Raw genomic sequence first — 19858 nt, forward strand, 5'->3', positions numbered from 1 at the left:
ACGCGTGCCTCAAGTGTAGTTGTCGACGCCTTTTCAGCTACGACACTGGGCCGTCTGATGATGCCGCTGGGGCTGAAATGCTCCCCCGTTTCTTCGGGGCTCGTCTCAATGGCGGACGCCGAATTTCGCTCAAACTTGTTGCGACTTTGCATCCAACAGCGACGCAATGACCCCGATGGCCGCTTGGAAGTCCAACTGGTCCATGGCCTGGTCAAGCCGGATCATGGTGCCACTGCCCAACTGTGCAAGTAATGCTGGGCGCAAGCGCCGGTAAAGCGCGCAGGCCCCGAAATTCTGTTGCTGCAGAAGGTCGCAGAGCTGGGAGACTTCGGCTGCATCGTAGTCTGTGGGTACGTGCTCGGACCCTTCAGGTCTGCCTAGGCTGGCGAGCCAAGTTTGCGCAGCCGTCAACGTGGCCTGCAGATCCTCCGCGATCACCGGAAACAACGTTTCGGCCTCTGCACGGTGGCCGCTGTGAATGGCCAGTTCGAGTTGCAGCGCCCTGGCGGCGAAACGCCGCGCTCCCAGCGTGCCGAAGGATCCGCGTAGCGTGTGAAACGCCATCGCCGCCTCGCGGTGCCGCCCTTCCTGCCAGGCACGTTGCGCATCGGCGATGGGCGTGAGCCCATCGGCCACGGCTTTGTCGATCAAGGCGACGAGGGTGCCCAGGTAGCCTTGATCGTTCTTGCCGAGCGCGACTAACGCCCCCACATCAAAGGTTGCCAGCTCGTCAGCGGCAAATGGCGGGGCTGTCTGCGCCTGGACGGCCGGGAGCTGATCTTCTGCACGGGGGGCATTGGGCAAATGTTGAAGAATCGCCGCCAGCATTTGCTCGACGTCAATGGGTTTGGCGATAAAGCCATTCATGCCGGCGGTAACGCACTGGTCACGTTCGTATTCCAGCACGCCGGCGGAGATGGCCAGTATCGGCAATTGCAGCTGCAGTTCTTCGCGGATCACTCGCGTCGCGGAGAAACCATCCAGCACCGGCATGTGCACGTCCATCAGCACGATCTGATAACGCTGCGGATTGGCACGCAACTTGTCGACCGCCTGCTGGCCATTGTCGGCGACCTCCACGGTTGCCCCGGCGTGCTCCAGCATGCCGGTGGCCACCGCCTGATTCAGGGCATTGTCTTCGGCCAGCAACAGGTGCACGCCTTGCAACGGCTTGGTCGAACCAGGGTTCACGCTCTCGGCGAGGTCGCTGAGCGGTAGCGCGGTCCGTGCCGCCAGCGCCTCAAGCAAGGTATCGAACAGGTTGGAGCTGGTGACGGGTTTGATCAACACCGCATCGGCCACGGTCGACGCGGGTGATTGCATCAACTGCCCCTGGGCAAACGCACCGACCATGATGATCGTGGGAAGCGCACGCATCGGGAGCAGCTCGCGGATCGCCTGCAGGGTGCTGAGACCATCCATATCGGGCATCTGCCAATCGGCAATGATCACGTCATAGAATTCGTCACGCAGCTGCAGCGTCCGGACCCGTTCCACCGCCTGCTCGCCGGAGGCCACGCCATCGACTTGCCAGTGCCAGCCGGTGATCATCTTGCACAAGTACTCACGGTTGGTCGGGCTGTCATCAACGACCAGGATGTGCAAGTTGCCCAAACTGATTCGCGTCTGTTGCGCAGCGTCTTCCCCGGCATGGCGCGGCTGCAGCGATAGTGGCAGCACCACTCGGAACTCACTGCCAGTGCCGACTGTGCTATCAACGCTGATGGTGCCGTCCATGAGGGTCACCAGGCGTTTTGAAATCGCCAGGCCCAAACCTGTGCCACCAAAACGGCGTGCAATGGTGCTGTCGGCCTGGGCGAATGGCGCGAACAAGCGCTCCTGTTGTTCGGCAGTCATGCCGATACCGGTATCGCACACCCGGAAGCACAAGGTGGCGGTCTCCGCGCCGTGACCCACGCGCTCAACGAAGACAGCGACTTCGCCGCGCTCGGTGAACTTGATGGCGTTCCCCACCAGGTTGACCAGCACCTGCTGAAGACGTTGGGCATCGCCGATGCAAGCTTGCGGTACGTCGGGCTCGACCCCGATCACCAACTCCAGGTCCTTGTGTGCAGCATTGACCGACATGACGGTGGCCAGGGTATTGAGCACATCGTCCAAGCGGAACGGGGCGGGGTTGATCGACAGTTGTCCGGCCTCCAGCTTGGAGAAGTCCAGGACGTCATTGAGAATGACGAGCAACGACTCGCCGGCACCGCGCAGCATCTGGACGTACTTGCGTTGATCGGCAGACAAGGACGTGTTGGTCAGTAGTTGGGCGACGCCCAGCACTGCATTCATCGGGGTGCGGATTTCGTGGCTCATGCTGGCGACGAATTCGCTCTTGGAGCGACTGGCGAACTCCGCACGCTCCTTGGCGTTGCGGAGTTGCTGCGCCACTTCCTTCTCGTGGCTGATGTCTTTGCCAATGCCGAGAAACCCCACAATGGTGTCGGCCGAATCCCGTACGGCGGTGACCGTCAGTTGAACGGGGAGTTGCGAACCATCCTTGCGCACATAGGTCCATTCGCGCGTTTCGGCGTGCCCTTGACGGGCCCGGGCGACGAACACGTCGAAGCCCGACACCGGGCAACTCAGCTCGCGGCTCAGTGCGAGGCCGCGTGCTTGCACCTCCTCATGGACGTGCAACACGGACGTCGTGAACCGGTCGACCAGTTCCTCCGCTCGATAGCCGAGCATCCGCTCCGCTCCGGTGTTGAACGTCTTGATAGTGCCGCGCTCATCGGTTGCGATAATCGCGAATTCACTGGCCGCATCGACCAGGGTGCCAAAGCGGATTTCGGACTCGGTAAAGGCGACCGTCAACTTCTCGGCCAGCGCCCGAGCATCCTCCCGCAAAGTGGTCAGGTTGCGCACCACAAAGTACAACAGCAGGCTGATGAGCGAGCCGCAGACCAGGACGACATTCGACTTCTGTCGGTCGATCGAGGCTTCAAACGCCGGGAGCGTCGTGAGCTTGAGGGTCCAGTGATGTTGTGCCAGCGATAGCGTGGACTGGCGGATAAGCGGATTGGGATATTGGGCTTGCTGCTGCACCGACAGCAAGCCGTTGGCGTACATCCGGGCCGATTCGGGGGCCTCGTCGCCATCGAAAATCTGCACGGCAAATTCCGCAGGTCTGGTGCCGAGCGTGCCTGCCATGAAATCGTTGATCCGTAACGCGCAGTACACAAAACCGTCCAGGGCTAAACGTCGTTCAGCCACGGTCGTGGTCGGCAGGCCGTTGCGATAAATCGGCAGATACAGCAGCACCCCGACCTGTACGTCGTTGTCGGTCTCTTGTACCAGCTTGATCTTCCCCGAGAGCGTGGCCAGCCCCGAGTCTCGCGCTTGGGTCATGGCGGTGCGCCGCACCGATTCGGCCAGCATGTCGTAACCAAACGCCCGCAGATTGCGCCCGGTAAAGGGCTCCAGAAACAGGATCGAGCTGTATTCCTCACGCACGCCCGATGGCCAAACCCGGAAATCGGGGAAGCCTTCGGCCCGTATGCGGGCCTCCAGCGCAGCCTTGTGCGCTGGAGAAAATCGCTTGGCGTAACCGATGCCCTGAATGCCGGGATATGTCTGCGCGACGTCCTGGGCCAGCACGAACTGCCGCCATTCGTCACGCTCGACCGACTGGGACGCGCGAAACAGTCCCTGGCTGCTGCGGAGCACCTGTTCGTAGGCTTTCAGACGCTCGGCGATTCGCTGCTTGACATCGCTTTCCAAGAACGCGAAGCGAGTCCTGGCATTGGTATCCGCCTCCGATGTCACGACATGCCAAGCCAGCACGGTCAGGCCGAGGCTGACAAACAGGGCCAACCAATGCGGGCGAAGCTGACGAAACGGTACGGCAAGCACTCTTGCCTGGGCGCGCTGGGAGCGCTCAGCGAGATCCGCCGCCAGCACCAGGCCGGTGATACTGGCGAGGGCAATGAATATCTCCAGGGTCAGCAACGATTCATGCAGCGTGCCCGTCGTGAACGGCCCATACCCCTGCGTCGTACTCCAGACGGCGCTGCCGGTGACCAGCACCACGACCGTCGTCACGGCGTGGACCCCATAGCGATAAGCGACCCAGGCAATCGCGGGCAAAAGCAAATACACTAACGCCCGGGTGTTGGCGTCGCTGGGGAAACGCTGGCCGAACAAAGCCAGTAGGACCACCGTCAGCACTGTCGCGGACAGGACCATTTCCAGGGCTGGCCGGGTTACTACCGGGGGCGCGGAGCGAATGGCCCAACTGAGTAGAAATGGGGTCAGCACAAGGATGCCGGCGGTGTCCCCCAGCCACCAGGTCGTGGCGATGACCGTTTGTGCGGACGTGGGCGCGATGCCACTGAGGATCAAGCCGCTGGTGCCGATGCTTGCGCTGATCGTGCACGTCAGCAGGGTGATCAGCACAAACTGGGCAACGGCGAGGGGCGTCGCCAGGAAATGCTTGGCCTTCACCCAGGCGCGCAACAAATAACAGCCGACGACGGCCTCAAGGGTGTTACCGATGGCGATGCAAAAGGACACGACGACCACCGTGCTGTCCGCGGCGACCTGGTTGGCGGCAAACACGGCGAAATTGGCGGCAAAGGCACCGATGGCAATCGCCGGCCATACCCGATAGCCGAACAGCAGCAGCATCGCGAAGGCCATGCCAGACGGTGGCCAGACCGGCGATGCGTTGGTGTTGGCAAAGGCCAACGCCAGTCCCAGTCGGGCGGCGGCGTAGTACAAGGCAGCAAGCGCCAGGACGGTGAGCAGCCCTTGGGCGGTGGTGGTTGGACGCAGGACGCTATACCGCATGGGGCGAGCCTTTTCCGATCGGCCTTGGCATCAATGGCCAAGTACTGACGATGGCGCGATTACGGCCCGCTGCCTTCGCTTGGTAGAGCGCTTGGTCCGCCAAGGCAATCAGTTGGAGCGTGGTGCTCTCCTCTGACGGCACCATCGAGACCGACCCGATGCTAATGGTGACCATGGCTGCGGTCGCTGAGGCGTGATGGGGGAGTTGAAGACTCCGAACGACCTCGCAGAGCCGTTCGCCGTATCGCTTGGTGTCGTCGGCGTCGCTGTGCGGCAGGATAACGACGAACTCTTCGCCCCCGTAGCGCGCCGCCAACTCACCCGGGCGGCGGGTGGCCGTGCTAATGGCCGTGGCCACGCGCTGCAAGCAGATATCACCTTGCGGGTGACCGTAGTGATCGTTGTAAGCCTTGAAATGGTCGATGTCGATGAGCGCCAAGGCCAGGCTCAAGTGTTGCCGGCGATGGCGCTCGAATTCTTGCGTCAAGGCCTTATCGAAATACCGGCGATTGTATAACCCGGTCAGACCATCGCGGTTAGCGAGCTGCCGCATCATGGCCGTGTGTTGCTGCAACCGCAGGTGCGTCTGGACACGGGCCTGCACCACGGGCGGATTGAAGGGCTTGGTGATGAAGTCCACCGCACCGGCCTCCAGCGCTCGGATTTCGCTGCCCATACCGGTGTGCGCGGTGACGATGATGACAGCGCAATCGGTGGTGGTGGGGTCAGTTTTAAGCGCGGCACAGACCTCGTAGCCGTTCATGCCGGCCATTTCCACATCGAGCAGGATCAGCGCTGGCTGTTGTGCTTGCGCCAGCCGGATGCCGGCTTCGCCGCTGGTGGCAAATAGAATCTGACCGTGCCCCTTGAGCATCCCACTCAACAAACGAATGGTATCGGCGCTGTCGTCGATGATGAGGATCAGGTTCGTTCCGGCATCTAGCTCGGGCATTCCGACATCCTTTTCGTAATTTTCATTGCTCGCCCCTGGGTCCAACCACAAGGTGCCGTCAAGCAAAGCATTGTTGTACAGCCGTCCGGGCCTGCTGCGCCCGGCAGCTTGTCCCAGGGCGTAAACGGTTGTCCTCAGCCAAACCAGCCCGACAGGAACTGGTCGATCGAGTACTCCCTGGCCTAATCGATTCGACCTGGTTGCTACCTGGGGTACCTTGGCATCCCGGAATCCGGCCGCGAGCCGTAGTATAGATACCTTTCCTAAGTTACTTGCGGTTCGTGCTGCGCGGGCTGGCTGCAACCTCTGCCTCATCAGGCTCATTGTCCTTTTAGCTGCCTGATTAGTTCGCACTCGCGCAACTTCCTCCAAAGCTGGCGGCCATTATTTTTCTATTAAGCATAAAATCATCGCGAAATGCATTCGGCGAGTTGGGTCTGCCGACAGCGGATCCGTAATGCATTGATGGCCCATGGCCAGGGCCGCGCATCTGCAGGTTGATTACCTTGTGCATCCGCTGTGCCCCTCTAAGATTGCTTGGACAGAGCAGGCTCTAGCTGCTTGAGGAAGAGCGCTGGGACAATACTTCGAATTTGCCAGGGTGAGAGTGATGCCTTGGTGTGCGGACTGACTCCAACGCTGAGGAATGGCCATGGCGCAGATTGGACGGCTAATAATTGGCTATCAGGATAACGGTAAGCCACAGCTGGTAATGGTGAGCGCCCCGTTAGGGGCTGACGAAAGTACAGTCCTGGTACACATACTGCATAGTTATGAGGGGAATGGCGTCGCCGACGTGGATTGGACGGCCAGAGATGTGGAGACATTACGGGCCCAGGTCGACGAACTCGGGATCTCGGCGGTGACGTGGGAATACCTATGAGGCGAGACCATGATTACGCTGATCAATCCCCCGGTCTCCGCCCTTGTTAGGGTCTGATTATCGGTCGGCGCTGGACGAATGTCTGACCTCAAAAGGGCTGCTTCGTGGCCTCCCGGGCACAGTAGTTTGGGCAGGTGGAACAATGGCAATGAACCAAATCGCGGTGATACCGTGATCGGGTCATTCAACCACATCGTGCCTTTACGGGAAGGGGGCAAGCCGACTGCTAAGGAAACTCTGAAGAAGACTTCCTGTTTCTGGTGAAATACGCCGATCCTGTTGCCCGAGTTTTTCGATGAAGCAGTTGACCTTCGCCGACGCCGAGTAAGCCGGCAAGCGTAAGCAGACCCGCAAGGAGTTGTTCCTGATCGAGATGGATCAGGTGGTGCCGTGGAAGGGATTAGTGGCCCTGATCGAACCGCACTACCCGAAGGGCGAAGGGGGCCGTCCGGCCTATCCGTTGATGGCCATGCTGCGCGTGCATCTGATGCAAAACTGGTTCGGCTACAGCGACCCGGCGATGGAGGAAGCGCTCTACGAGACCACCATCCTGCGCCAGTTTGCCGGGCTGAGCCTGGAGCGTATTCCAGACGAAACCACGATCCTCAACTTCCGTCGCCTGCTGGAAAAACATGAACTGGCAGCCGGCATCTTGGGCGTGATCAATGGCTACCTGGGGGATCGCGGGCTGTCGCTGCGTCAGGGCACCATCGTCGACGCCACGCTGATCCATGCGCCCAGTTCGACCAAGAACCAGGACGGCAAGCGCGACCCGGAAATGCACCAAACCAAGAAAGGCAATCAGTACTACTTCGGCATGAAGGCGCATATCGGAGTGGATGACGAGTCTGGTCTAGTGCACAGCGTGGTGGGTACGTGGCTATTTCAGACCATCCCTAAAGCAACTTTCCCAGTAGGTTGAAGTTTTCTCGCAAGTAGGCGTTCGAACAGATGCGCCTTTAACTTCGGCCGCTGCTCGACCCGGCTATTAACCGCGGGCAAGGTTTGATTGTGCGGCTAGCGTTAGGTTGACGCGACACCATAACGAGTGGCGATCATCGTGGTATCCACATGGTTGATGGTGGCGATGATGCGTTCGGCGCTGCCAAGTGCCGTGGCCATTGCCCAGCGATTGGTGCGGTCGTTGCCGATGCGCAGCACGCCGGTGTGGCTGGCCAGGGCGTCATCCACCTCCGGCACCGGGTCGTAGAAGCCCAGGCTGTAGCGCAGGCTGTAGATATCGGCGGGGGTGCCGGTGAGGAACAGCCAGCCCGGTCGCGCGCCATGACGTTCGGCATAGACCTTGAGCTCCGGCGGGGTATCCAGTTCCGGCTGCAGGCTAATGGTATACAGGAAGACGTCGCGACCCAGGCGTTCGCCGAGCAGGACCTGGAGCCTGCGCAGATTGGCGGTCATGGCCGGGCAACTGCCTTCGTAGTGGACGTACATCATGTTTGGGGGCAACCACCTTGGCGCGCCAATCTGGCTATTAAGCGTCTATCAATGAGGGCTATAAAGTTAAACAGACCGACCGGACTCTTGCTCTTTATCTCGGCAGCATCACGAGTCCGGTTGCACACGTTGGGGCGGAGTTCTTGGACGGGCGTGACGCGCAAAAATTGAAAGAGGCTGTCAACCTGTAGCGGCCCGCATTGTGACTTCGAGGAATAATGAAATTCCATGATGGTTTAAACACGGCGCTTGAAACTGCTGGAATCGCCAACATATTTGACGTCGGCGGAGATCGAGGTGCAAGGCTTCGGTTTTCGTGCGCAATTCTTCGTTCAATTAGCCAGAAGGAGGTTTGTCATGTACGAGTCCCTTCTCACTCTATCGAGCGATCCATTTGCCGAGTTCGAGCGGCTGCAGCGCGAGCTGCAACAGGCGTTTGGTGGAGCCGCGGGCCGTCCAGGCAGCATTCGTGCCCTTGCAAGCGGAGCGTTCCCGGCGATCAATATCGGCAGCACGCTGGCCAGCGTCGAAGTTTACGCCTTCGTGCCCGGTGTCGATCCGAGCAAACTCGATGTCCAGATCCACCATGGCTTGCTTTCGATTTCCGGCGAGCGCGAGCCTGCGCGAGCGGACCGCGACGAGAGCTGCTCGGTGTATGCCAACGAACGCTTCGCCGGCCGATTCAAACGCACCGTTAGCCTGTCCGATGAGGTTGATCTGGACAAGGTTGAGGCGCGTTATCGCGATGGCGTACTTCGCATTACCCTGGCACGGCGCGAGACGGCACAGCCCAAGCGTATCGCCATTCTGTAACCGCATCGGTCCAGTAGGAGGAAGTCACCATGAACGACAAGCAAGCAGTCGTGCGCGACGAAAGTGAATTCCAAACGCTGTTGCCGCGCGTGGATGTATTCGAGGACAACGACGGTATCCAAGTGCTCGCCGATTTGCCTGGGGTGCCCAAGGAGCGTCTGGATGTCCATGTAGAAGGCGACACCCTGTTGATCGAAGGGGAGATTGCTCCGGATATGTCCGAGCAGCTTGAGGCCACCTATGCCGAGGTGCGGCTGTCGCGCTTCCGGCGCGCCTTCACCTTGAGCACCGAATTGGATACGACGAAGATCGATGCTCAGCTGCGTGATGGTGTGCTGAACCTGCGCATCCCCAGGCATGCCCATGCCCAGCCGCGCAGGATCGAGGTGAAAGCTGACTGACCACTCAGGGGCCGGCGCGGCGAGCGCCGCCCGGCCCAGTCTATTGCGGAGGTCAACCAATGGACAAGCTAACGGAAATCAAGCATGGCCTGGAGGAGACCTGGCATTCGGTTGGTGAGGGTTGGCGTCAGCTCCGGGAGCGAACGAGCGAGGCCCTGACCCGGTTCACTCCCGCCGCGAAGAACAAGACGGTAGCCGAGAGCCAACCGGCGGCACAGAGCCAGTCTTCGGACTGGGCGTTGTTGGCTGGCGATCTCTACGAGGATGCTGATCAGATTGTTGTGCGGTTGGAAGTGCCTGGCGTGGACAAGGCGGATTTGGGCTTGGAGGTGTGTGGCGACATACTGATCGTCCGAGGTGAGAAACGCGTCGAGCAGCAGTCCGGAAACGGCCGCTACCGCATCCGCCAGTGCGCGTTCGGCAGTTTCCGTCGCGTTTTTCATCTACCCGCGCCGGTAATTGCCGACAAGGCCCACGCCCGCTGCAGCAATGGGGTCCTGCGCATCGAGTTGCCTAAGGAAGAACATGCGCGCGGCCGGCGCATTATCGTGCGTGCCGGCTGATGCTCCAGCCGGCGGATCAACGCGGGGTCGACCCGGCCCCGCGTTCCGTGATGATTCCGATATGGCTGCGAGGCAAACGCCATACAGCTAACTTTGCTGGTCCATGGCAAGTCAAGTCAGGGGAATCATCACGATTTTGGAGCGCCTGCCCAGGCCGCCATTCCGCCCTACCACTGGAATAGCTGGCAGCCGGTGTTGAGGGCGGATCGCAATGCGCCAACGAAACTCCTATCCAAAGCCGTTCAAATCCCAGGTCGTCCAGGAATGCCTGCAACCTGGTGCCTCGGTGGCCAGTGTTGCCTTGAGCCATGGCATCAACGCCAATGTCGTGCGCAAGTGGTTACCACTCTACCGCGACCAGCCATCCACCAACCTGCCTGCCTTTGTTCCCTTGACGGTCGGAGTGAAGTGTCACCCCGAGGCGTCAGTGATCATCGACAAGGCCAGCTTCGAGCAGGGCATCGCCGAAATCGGCTGCATGGCCCACGCCCGGCGCAAGTTCTTCGACCTGCACGCGGCGAAAAAAAACCAACTGGCCGAACCGGCGCTGCACTCAATCGCTGGGCTGTACGAAATCGAACGCAAAGCGCGCGACATGAGCGATGAAGCGCGCGGGCGAATACGACTGGAGAAAGCCGCTCCTATCCTCGAAACCCTGGATACCTGGATGCTGGCCCAGCGCGACTTGGTGCCCGAAGGGTCAGCGACTGCCAAGGCGCTGGACTACAGCTTAAAACGCTGGGCAGCGCTGACGCGCTACCTTGATGACGGCGCTGTTCCCATCGACAACAACTGGGTCGAGAACCAGATCCGGCCGTGGGCACTGGGGCGCTCGAACTGGCTGTTTGCTGGGTCGCTGCGCAGTGGCAAACGGGCGGCGGCAATCATGAGTCTGATCCAGTCAGCGCGCCTCAACGGGCATGACTCCTATGCCTATTTGAAGGATGTGCTCACGCGGCTGCCGACGCACAAGGCCAGCGCGCTCGGTGAGCTGCTGCCGCACAGGTGGCAGCCGGCGTAATCACGCAAGGAAGCATCGTCACATGCTTACCCTGATACGTCTGGGACAGCAGTCAAAACTGTCTGCACCAATCAACATCGACCATGTCGGTCAGCCGTCTGACTAATTTTGCCCAACGAAAATGCTCGGCCTTGGCTGCCTGCTCGTTGGCATCGCTCGGAATGAATCGGGCGGGAGTAATTTCAGGAGCGGGCGTGCTCGTAAACATCGAACTAGAGCTGTCGAACGGAATTGGCGGGGCGCGGTAAAAGCCCTACTATCAGTGATCCTTCGATGCCCGTTAGGACGCAGCAATTGAATATCGCCATTGAAGAAATGCGGGATCAGCCTGGCTGGACAGTTCGCTTGGACTTCTGTGCGGTCAATTTTAGGAGCCGCGCAGAAGCGCAGAGCTTCGTCGAGCGGTTGCAGGCCCGCCTTTCTGCTCCCCATCAGTTGCCGGAGAGCTGTCATGAACTGGTCAAGGAGCTTGGTGAGCACACCAGCCCCCAGAATTAGTGCCGCTAGGTCTTGAGCTTCATCTTCGGGCCTCGGGGCAGTAGTCCTCCAAGTCGACGCCAGTCTTCCTCTGCCTGTATTAGCGCAGCATGGGCTTCGGCCTGCCATTGAGACCTGAGCACTTCTAGGTCGGGTTCTCGACTGGCCTTGAGGCACCACTGATACCGGTCGTGCCAGTTACCCAGCGAGGACTGCACGGCTTTTAGTGCCACAGCGGCCTCGACGGAAATGGGGGAATGCTGCGGGTACGCATCGGTGGCGTAACGGGTACGCTTAACCAGTAGGCGCAGCCGATGAGGGTCGTGTTCCGGATTCGCCAGTGCTGTTTGTAGACCTACGATTTGTTTGCGCAAGCGCTTGGCCACCAGCTCTGGCAGTTGGTGTAACTCTCCTCTGAGTTCGGCTGCACGAAAGGCCGAAGGCCACTCGTCCAGGCGGATGAAGAACTGGTTCAGTGTTGAGCTTTCCAGGATGCAGGCATAGCTGGAATGCAGCAGCTCCCGCCTCACGCTGGCCTGCTCAGAAAGCCCGCGTGCATGGAGTTCATCCACCAAAACCTCCAGATCGCGTACCGGTGTCGTCAGTTGGCCGACGTCTGCCGCAGCTTCATCCAGAAGGGCCACGCCATCTTTTCCCCGCAGCGGCTTCAGCAAGCTCCGCAACCGCCGCACGTTGATCCGGAGGTCATGCAGCGCCTCAGCGTCGGTGTTGGCTGCCAGCCGTGCAGAGGTGTGGTGGAGGGCGATCTCGAGCTTTAAGACCTGGGCGATCAGTGCATCGACGAATGACATCACATACCCCGCCTGTGGATGCAGTAAATCCAGACCAGCTAAACCAGCGCTGACCGGCTTAGCCTTCCAGTAAGTCAAATAGTTCGCGAAATTGCAGCGTCAATTTGTGGTGCGGTTCGAGGTAGATCAGCGGCTTACAAGCCTGGTGGGACTCACGCATTTTACCGAAGCCATCAAATGAACCGGCAACACGGGTAGCGATTCGCTGATCAGCACATTCAAAAGGTGCAGGGGCAGCAATGCGTGAGTCTGGAACTGGTTGACTACTATGCCCTCGATTACCAGGTTTTCGTTGTGATCCAGCTGGACTTCCTCGATTTCCCTGAGCACCTCATAGAGCGTTTGGCGAGAAAAGCTGTCGCAGTCGAAGGGGATCAGGCAGCGTTCAGCCGCGACCAGAGCCGAGATGCTGTAAAAATTGAGTCCTGGAGGCGTGTCGAGGTAGATCCGCTCGTAGTCGGAATCTAGGCGATCCAAGAGCTTCTTCAGTTTTTGGGTCTTGTAGTGGGCGTCGAGCTTGGATTGCAACTCGCGTAGTTCAGCTGACGCAGTGATCAGGTGCAGGTTTTCGAAGCGAGTTTCATGAATATGGACGCGCGGCCTCTTCAGCATTGGGCCAGAAGAAAGCGTCTGTTTGAAGAAATCGGCGATACCGATGGGAATGTCATCGTTGGTAAGACCCGTCAGGTATTGGGTGGCGTTGGCCTGGGCATCAAGGTCGACTAACAGCGTGAGGTAGCCCTCGGCGGCACTGATCGCCGCCAGGTTGCAGGCAATGCTGGTTTTGCCGACTCCCCCCTTTTTGTTGAACACGACGCGGCGCATTGTTGCTCCTGAGGGGCCGATAGTAGAGAAAGACTAGGTGATGGCCGCTAGGAAACCCAGGTCAATTCCTGCTCGACTTGAACAGCTTGCGGCGCAGTCTCAGACATTCGGCTGCCCCGTTTTATTTGCTCCAATGGGCACTGCCGGCGGCAGCGCGCTCAGCTGCTGATCCAAAAGGCCAGTGCAAGCGGTGAGTTGCTGCCGAGCAGGTGGCGGCCGGCTTTAATCATGCAAGGCGGGATCGCCACACGCTTACTGGCGACTTGCTCTTGCAGTTGGTGTAACTCTCCTCTGAGCTCGGCTGCACGAAAGGCCGAAGGCCACTCGTCCAGGCGGATGAAGAACTGGTTCAGTGTTGAGCTTTCCAGGAGTAAGCGTTCCGCGAAAGCACCTATCTGCTTCCTGCATCAGCGCGATGGCGCTCCATCTATTCAAGGGGACACCATTGTTCGCCCTTGCAAGCGGATCTTCATGTGTCAACGAAACGCTTAACCGCCTGCCGTCCTCAACTTGTTCGCTACACTGGGATTACTTCCGGTTGCGCTTCTCCAAAAGTCGGGAGAGAGCTAGGTGGACCTACGAATTGAACATGCCTCAGAGGAAGGCAATTCGGCCTGGCTGGTGCACGCCTGCGGTATGACGTTCAACTTTTCGGACCGAGCTTCTGCCGTAGCTTTCGCGGCCAAGCTGGCAGAGCGTGTTAATGCGCCGCACCAACTCCCGGCGGCAACGATAAAGCGCTGGGCGGCGGAGCATTTCCGCATGCTGCGCGGGTCATAGCGCGCCAGGTGATTTGAATGGCAGTGCCCGGCTGCGGGGCATGAGTTGAGTCGAACCAACTCCCAGCAGCGATGAAAGCAGTCTGTTCGGTGGCGTGGGCCACGCGAAAGGTCATGCTGTGCAATTGCGACCATTCCTTGTTGGCCGGCCATTCATTTGGGCGAAGCCGTTACGGCAAGGAGCTTTACATGGTCGATTCAACGAGTGATGGGCAGTTGGGCAAGCAGTCGGAGCCCGATAAACAGACGCAGGTCGCTGCCTCCAGCGATAAATTGAAAGTCGGGGCGTTGATCGCCCTGGTTGTCGGCTCCATGGTGGGCGGCGGGATTTTTTCGCTACCGCAGAACATCGCTGCCAGCGCCAGTGCCGGCGCCACCCTGATCGGCTGGCTGATCACTGGCGTCGGCATGTTGATGCTGGCGTTCGTGTTCCAGACCCTCGCCAACCGCAAACCCAAGCTCGACGGTGGGGTGTATGCCTACGCCAAGGCCGGCTTCGGTGACTACATGGGCTTCTCTTCGGCCTGGGGTTACTGGATCAGTGCGTGGATAGGTAACGTCAGCTACATGGTGCTGCTGTTCAGCACCCTGGGCTTCTTCTTCCCCATGTTCGGTGAAGGCAATACGCTTCCGGCGATCATCTGTGCTTCGGTGCTGCTATGGTTGCTGCACTTCCTGGTACTACGAGGCATCAAGGAAGCCGCTTTCATCAATACGCTGACCACCATCGCCAAGATGGTGCCGCTGGCGCTGTTTATCGTGATCGCTGCAGTGGCCTTCAAGCTGGATGTGTTCTCGTCCGACTTCTGGGGGGCGGGCAACAGTGACCTGGGCACGGTGATGGACCAGGTGCGCAAGATGATGCTGGTCACCGTGTGGGTGTTCATCGGCATCGAAGGGGCGAGCATCTTCTCCGCCCGCGCCGAGAAGCGTAGCGACGTCGGCAAGGCGACCGTGATGGGCTTCGTCGGTGTATTACTGCTTTTGGTGCTGGTCAACGTGCTGTCGCAAGGCATCATGGCTCAGGCTGAGCTGTCTGGCCTGAAGAACCCCTCCATGGCCGGTGTGCTGGAACATGTGGTGGGCCACTGGGGCGCTGTGTTAATCAGTGTCGGGCTGGTCATCTCCCTGGCCGGTGCGCTGCTGTCCTGGACACTGCTCTGCGCTGAAATCCTCTTCGCCAGTGCCCGTGACCACACCATGCCGGAGTTCCTGCGCAAGGAGAACGCCAATCAGGTTCCGGCCAACGCGCTGTGGTTGTCCAACGGCCTGATCCAGCTGTTCCTGATCATCACCCTGTTCAACAGCTCCACCTACCTCAGCCTGCTGTACCTGGCCACCTCGATGATCCTGGTGCCGTATTTCTGGTCCGCGGCCTATGCCTTGCTGTTGGCCTGGCGCCACGAAACCTACGAGCAGTCCCCTGGTGAGCGCGGCAAGGATCTGGTGATAGCGCTGATCGCGGTGCTCTACGCCGTATGGCTGGTTTATGCGGCGGGCGTGCAGTACCTGCTGCTGTCGGCGCTGCTGTATGCGCCGGGGGCGATCCTGTTCGCCAAGGCGAAGCGTGAGCTGGGCCAGCCGGTGTTCACTAGTGTGGAGACGCTGATCTTCCTAGTGGTGGTGATCGGCGCCCTGATCGCGGGATATGGGCTCTACAGCGGCTTCCTCAGCCTCTGAATCGAGAAGCTTATGGCGGATAGTTCAATCCGTCCGCCATAAGTAGTCCGAGGAGGAGCTTATGTCATTCGCAAACACTCACCTTGCGTGACTTAGGCAGGTACCCGCTGATGCGGCAGCAGCCATCTACATTCACAAAGCAAGCACCTGGATTGTCTCTATAGCTTAGGCGCACTGGAATGGCCTCGAGACACCGTCGGGGTTGCCTTTAGCTACGGTTTATCGAAGGCTAGACCGCTAGTGCCAACCGGGCACGCCGCTCATATCGGGAAGGCGGTGCGCAATCCCCTTGTGACAGTCGATGCAGGTGGCCTCACCCGAGGCCAGTGCGGTGGAGTGCATCTGCCTGGCGCGTTGCCCCTGGCGGGTGAAGTCCATGTAGTCGAAGTTGTGGCAGTTACGGCACTCCAGTGAATCGTTGGCCTTGAGCCTGGCCCATTCGTGCTCGGCGAGTTCACGCCTGAGCGCAAGGAACTTGTCGCGGGTGTCGATGGTACCGAAGACCTTGCCCCAGACCTCCTTCGAAGCCTGCATCTTGCGCGCGATCTTGTCGGTCCACTGGTGCGGCACATGGCAGTCCGGGCAGGTGGCGCGCACACCGGAGCGATTGGTGTAGTGGATGGTGTCCTTGAGTTCGGCGTAGACGTTGTCGCGCATCTCGTGGCAGGAAATGCAGAAGGTCTCGGTATTGGTGGCCTCCAGTGCCGTGTTGAAGCCACCCCAGAAGATGATGCCGGCGATGTAGCCGCCCAACGTCAGGAAGCCCAGGCTGTAGTGCACGCTGGGCCGGCGCAGGATGCTCCAGTATCCGAGGAGCCAGGCGAAGAGTGCTTTCATGGTGGCTCCTCAGGGCTTCTTCTCGGCGTTCGCGGCTTCTTGCTGGAGTAGCTGGTCGATATTTTCGTAAGTGTTGCCGACCAGTGGCTGCACTTCCTTCTGCACCACATGGCACTGGGTGCAGAAATAGCGCCGGGGTGCCACTGCGGCCAGCGGCTGGCCGTCGCGGTCCATGTAATGGGTGATGCTGATCATCGGCGCCTGGGTCTTCGCGCTCGCGGCCCGGCTGTGGCAGGTCAGGCACTTGTTGCTGTTGATGTCGATCAGGTAGCCGCGAATGCTGTGGGGAATTGTGGGCGGCTGTTCGGGATAGTTGCGTTCGCGGCGCATATCCTTGTTTTCGTCATTGGCCAGCGGTGGCGCCGGTTGCGATTCGACCAGCGTGCCGCCCGGGCGACGACCGTCCGGTCCCGGCGCGTCCAGCGGGTAGCTCGGGTCGGCGGCCAGTGACGCCGTGCTGCAAAGCAGGGCCAGGAGCGCGAGTGTGATCCGTTTCATGGCTTCTTCCTCACACCAGGCTGACCAGTTCGATGCGGACCGCGCACTTCTTGAAATCGGTCTGTTTGGAGATCGGGTCGGTGGCGTCCAGAGTGACTTTGTTGATCAGCTTGTTGGCGTCGAAGAAGGGCACGAACACCAGCCCCTGGGGCGGCTTGTTGCGCCCTCGGGTTTCCACCCGCGCGCGGATCTCGCCACGCCGGCTAATGACCTTCACTTCGCTGCCACGGCGCAGCTTCAGCTCCCGGGCGTCATCGGGGTGCATGTAGACCAGGGCATCGGGAACCGCCTTGTAAAGCTCGGGAACCCGCGCGGTCATGGTCCCGGTGTGCCAGTGTTCGAGCACGCGCCCGGTACTCAGCCAGAAGGGGTATTCCTGGTCCGGCGCCTCGGCCGGCGGCTCGTAGGGCAACGCGAAGACGATCGCCTTCTTGTCGGGGTAGCCATAGAACTGCACGCCGCTGCCCTTGGTGACATAGGGGTCGTGGCCTTCCCGGTAGCGCCAGAGGGTTTCCTTGCCATCCACCACCGGCCAGCGCAGTCCGCGTGCCTCATGGTAGGCATCGAAGGGCGCCAGGTCGTGCCCGTGGCCGCGGCCGAAGCTGGCGTACTCCTCGAACAGGCCCTTCTGGATGTAGAAACCGAATGCCTTGGCTTCGTCGTTCGCGTAGCCCTGGGCGACTTCCCCCGGACCATACGCATCGACCTGGCCATTCTTGAAGAGCACCTCGAATAGCGTCTTGCCTTTCAATGCGGGCGTCTTGGCCAGCAGCTCCTCGGGCCAGACCTCGTCAGTGGTGAAGCGTTTGGAGAACTCGACCAGTTGCCAGAGATCGGACCTTGCCTGGCCAGGCGCACTGACCAGCTGGTGCCAGAACTGGGTACGGCGCTCGGCGTTGCCATACGCGCCCTCCTTTTCCACCCACATGGCGCTCGGCAGGATCAGGTCCGCGGCCTGAGCCGAGGTGGTCGGATAGACGTCGGAGACGATCACGAAGTTGTCCGGGTTGCGCCACCCCGGCAGGGTTTCCTGCATCAGGTTCGGGCCGGCCTGGATGTTGTTGCTGACCTGCTGCCAGTAGACGTTGAGCACGCCGTCCTTGAGCATCCGGCTCTGCTCCACGGCATGGAAACCGGGCTTTTCCTGGATGGTGCCGGCTGGCAGCTTCCAGATCTTCTCGGCGGTTTCCCGATGCTTCGGGTTGGCCACCAGCAGGTCGGCGGGCAGGCGGTGGGAGAAGGTGCCGACTTCCCGCGCGGTGCCACAGGCCGAGGGCTGGCCGGTGAGGGAGAAGGGACTGTTGCCGGCCTCGCTGATCTTCCCGGTGAGCAGGTGGATGTTGTAGATCAGGTTGTTCGCCCAGACCCCTCGGGTGTGCTGGTTGAAGCCCATGGTCCAGAAGGACACCACCTTGCGTTTCGGGTCGGCATACATGTCGGCCAGCGCCTTGAGGTGCTCGGCGGAAACCCCGGATTCCTCGGCCGCGCGCTTGAGGGTATAGGGCTTGACGAAGGCGGCGAACTCGTCGAAGCCGATGTCGGTCCAGGTGTTGGCCTTGGCCGCGTTCTTCGCCTTCTGCTCCAGCGGATCGGTGGGGCGCAGGCCATAGCCGATGTCTTCGGCACCGTGGGCGAACCTGACGTGCTTGCCGATGAAGTCCTGGTTGACCGCGCCGCTCTGGATGATGTGGTTGGCGATGTAGTTGAGGATGAACAGGTCGCTCTGCGGCTTGAACACCATGGGAATGTCGGCGAGGTCGAAGCTGCGGTGCTGGAAGGTGGAGAGCACGGCGACCTTGACCTGGGGCGCGCTGAGCCGGCGGTCGGTGACCCGCGACCAGAGCACCGGGTGCATCTCGGCCATGTTCGAGCCCCAGAGCACGAAGGTGTCCGTGGCCTCGATGTCGTCATAACAACCCATCGGCTCATCCATGCCGAAGGTGCGCATGAAGCCCATCACCGCCGACGCCATGCAGTGACGGGCGTTGGGGTCGATGTTGTTGGAGCGGAACCCGGCCTTGAACAGCTTGTTCGCGGCATAGCCTTCCCAGACCGTCCATTGGCCGGAACCGAACATGCCGATGGAGCCCGGCCCCTTGGCCTCGAGGGCGGCCTTGAACTTCTCCGCCATGATGTCGAACGCCTGGTCCCAGCTGATTGGCTGGAACTCGCCCTGCTTGTCGAACTTGCCGTCCTTCATACGCAGCAATGGCTCGGTGAGGCGGTCGCTGCCGTACATGATCTTCGACAGGAAGTAGCCCTTCACGCAATTGATGCCACGATTCACCTCGGCCTTGATATCGCCGTGGGTGGCGACGACCTTGCCGTTTCGAGTGGCCACCATCACGCCGCACCCGGTGCCGCAGAAACGGCAGGGTGCCTTGTTCCACTCGAGGCGGGTCATGTCCGATCCGGTAACGAGGTTGCTGGCAGTGCTGAAGATCGGCAGGCCGACGGCCGCAGCCGCGATGGCGGCGGCATTGGCCTTGGCGAATTCACGGCGGGTGAGTTTCATCAGGCATCTCCGGTGTGGTTGCCGTCCACGGTGAATGCGGGTGGCTCCGGGTCATCGAGGATCTCGTGATAGACCAGCGCGGCGTTGAGTACGCCGGGCAGGTTCTGGATGGCGTCGAGGGTGGTGAGAATCTGGCCTTCGTTCCGCGCCTCGAGCACGACCACCAGCTTGCCCTCGGGGCTTTCCTGGTGCAGTTCAAGGTCCGGTATCCGGCGCAGGTTGGCTTTCACCGCTGAAAGCAGGTGCGGATGGGTGTGCACAATCAGGCTGGCGATATGGAGGGAATCCTGCATCGTCCCTGGCCTCTTGGCAGTCGTTTGGCGGCGGGTAAAAAAACGCGCAGCGCGCTGTCCGTTACACGGGCGGGCCCGGCGGGCCGGCGATCAGCTGGTACATCCAGACGATGAAGCCATATCCGCCAACGATCATCACGGACAGGATGGGAAACAGGCAGGCCACCAGGAAAAGGAACAGCCGGGTTTCCTTGCTCTTGCTTCTGTTAACCCCAGTCTCGGCAGTCATGGCGGCAGATCTCCGTCGGCAACTGGCA

The 19858-nt window shown here is 60.5% G+C and carries 14 protein-coding genes and 4 pseudogenes; 8 read left to right on the plus strand and 10 right to left on the minus strand.

Annotation, left to right across the window (positions count from 1 at the left end):
* Positions 1 to 129: 129 nt before the first annotated feature.
* Positions 130 to 4800, minus strand: coding sequence for a CHASE domain-containing protein (locus E8E75_RS28270; protein WP_280360032.1), 4671 nt, complete (start codon positions 4798 to 4800; stop codon positions 130 to 132).
* A complete protein-coding gene (locus E8E75_RS28275; protein ID WP_280360034.1) occupies positions 4790 to 5752 on the minus strand; it encodes a diguanylate cyclase in 963 nt (320 codons plus the stop codon). Before E8E75_RS28275 ends, E8E75_RS28270 begins: the two co-directional genes overlap by 11 nt.
* A gap of 1241 nt (positions 5753 to 6993) precedes the next feature.
* Here E8E75_RS28275 and E8E75_RS28280 point away from each other — a divergent pair.
* Positions 6994 to 7512: pseudogene (locus E8E75_RS28280) on the plus strand (IS5 family transposase); the annotation flags it as partial.
* A gap of 146 nt (positions 7513 to 7658) precedes the next feature.
* Here the strand turns inward: E8E75_RS28280 and E8E75_RS28285 are convergent.
* Positions 7659 to 8087 (minus strand): SCO family protein, encoded by a 429-nt coding sequence (locus E8E75_RS28285; protein WP_280360035.1) that lies wholly within the window; start codon positions 8085 to 8087, stop codon positions 7659 to 7661.
* A gap of 249 nt (positions 8088 to 8336) precedes the next feature.
* On the opposite strand from E8E75_RS28285, the gene E8E75_RS28290 reads away from it, so the two are divergent.
* The 6 genes and pseudogenes from E8E75_RS28290 to E8E75_RS28315 all read left to right on the plus strand — a co-directional run bounded on the left by E8E75_RS28290 (position 8337) and on the right by E8E75_RS28315 (position 11383).
* A complete protein-coding gene (locus E8E75_RS28290) occupies positions 8337 to 8900 on the plus strand; it encodes an Hsp20/alpha crystallin family protein (RefSeq protein ID WP_280360036.1) in 564 nt (187 codons plus the stop codon).
* A 29-nt stretch (positions 8901 to 8929) separates the two neighbouring features.
* Positions 8930 to 9301, plus strand: coding sequence for an Hsp20/alpha crystallin family protein (locus E8E75_RS28295; RefSeq protein ID WP_280360037.1), 372 nt, complete (start codon positions 8930 to 8932; stop codon positions 9299 to 9301).
* A 59-nt stretch (positions 9302 to 9360) separates the two neighbouring features.
* On the plus strand, positions 9361 to 9864 hold the full coding sequence (locus E8E75_RS28300; protein WP_280360039.1) for an Hsp20/alpha crystallin family protein: 504 nt from the start codon (positions 9361 to 9363) through the stop codon (positions 9862 to 9864).
* 211 nt (positions 9865 to 10075) lie between these two features.
* Positions 10076 to 10207: pseudogene (locus E8E75_RS28305) on the plus strand (transposase); the annotation flags it as partial.
* 96 nt (positions 10208 to 10303) lie between these two features.
* Positions 10304 to 10885: pseudogene (locus E8E75_RS28310) on the plus strand (IS66 family transposase); the annotation flags it as partial.
* 315 nt (positions 10886 to 11200) lie between these two features.
* Complete coding sequence (locus E8E75_RS28315; protein WP_280360062.1) at positions 11201 to 11383, plus strand: hypothetical protein; 183 nt, start codon at positions 11201 to 11203, stop codon at positions 11381 to 11383.
* 5 nt (positions 11384 to 11388) lie between these two features.
* Here the strand turns inward: E8E75_RS28315 and E8E75_RS28320 are convergent, their stop codons facing one another.
* Both E8E75_RS28320 and E8E75_RS28325 read right to left on the minus strand, forming a co-directional pair.
* Positions 11389 to 12252: a CHAD domain-containing protein gene (locus E8E75_RS28320; protein ID WP_280360040.1), complete on the minus strand. Its 864-nt coding sequence runs from the start codon at positions 12250 to 12252 to the stop codon at positions 11389 to 11391.
* Positions 12233 to 12999, minus strand: a pseudogene (locus E8E75_RS28325) (ParA family protein). Before E8E75_RS28325 ends, E8E75_RS28320 begins: the two are co-directional and overlap by 20 nt.
* A 968-nt stretch (positions 13000 to 13967) precedes the next feature.
* On the opposite strand from E8E75_RS28325, the gene arcD reads away from it, so the two are divergent.
* Positions 13968 to 15458, plus strand: a complete 1491-nt coding sequence (gene arcD / locus E8E75_RS28330; RefSeq protein ID WP_280360042.1) for an arginine-ornithine antiporter — start codon at positions 13968 to 13970, stop codon at positions 15456 to 15458.
* A gap of 237 nt (positions 15459 to 15695) precedes the next feature.
* Here arcD and E8E75_RS28335 read toward each other — a convergent pair whose 3' ends face one another.
* The 5 genes from E8E75_RS28335 to napE all read right to left on the minus strand — a co-directional run bounded on the left by E8E75_RS28335 (position 15696) and on the right by napE (position 19830).
* Positions 15696 to 16295: a cytochrome c3 family protein gene (locus tag E8E75_RS28335; RefSeq protein ID WP_280360044.1), complete on the minus strand. Its 600-nt coding sequence runs from the start codon at positions 16293 to 16295 to the stop codon at positions 15696 to 15698.
* Positions 16296 to 16304: 9 nt separating this feature from the next.
* On the minus strand, positions 16305 to 16793 hold the full coding sequence (locus E8E75_RS28340) for a nitrate reductase cytochrome c-type subunit (protein WP_280360046.1): 489 nt from the start codon (positions 16791 to 16793) through the stop codon (positions 16305 to 16307).
* A gap of 10 nt (positions 16794 to 16803) precedes the next feature.
* Positions 16804 to 19308, minus strand: coding sequence for a nitrate reductase catalytic subunit NapA (napA, locus tag E8E75_RS28345; protein WP_280360048.1), 2505 nt, complete (start codon positions 19306 to 19308; stop codon positions 16804 to 16806).
* Positions 19308 to 19601 carry a chaperone NapD gene (locus E8E75_RS28350; RefSeq protein ID WP_280360049.1) on the minus strand — a complete coding sequence of 98 codons (294 nt, stop codon included), beginning with the start codon at positions 19599 to 19601 and terminating at the stop codon, positions 19308 to 19310. Before E8E75_RS28350 ends, napA begins: the two co-directional genes overlap by 1 nt.
* A gap of 61 nt (positions 19602 to 19662) precedes the next feature.
* On the minus strand, positions 19663 to 19830 hold the full coding sequence (napE, locus tag E8E75_RS28355; RefSeq protein WP_280360051.1) for a periplasmic nitrate reductase, NapE protein: 168 nt from the start codon (positions 19828 to 19830) through the stop codon (positions 19663 to 19665).
* Positions 19831 to 19858 lie beyond the last annotated feature (28 nt).

Source organism: Pseudomonas sp. BN606 (assembly GCF_029873115.1).
Classification (GTDB): domain Bacteria; phylum Pseudomonadota; class Gammaproteobacteria; order Pseudomonadales; family Pseudomonadaceae; genus Metapseudomonas.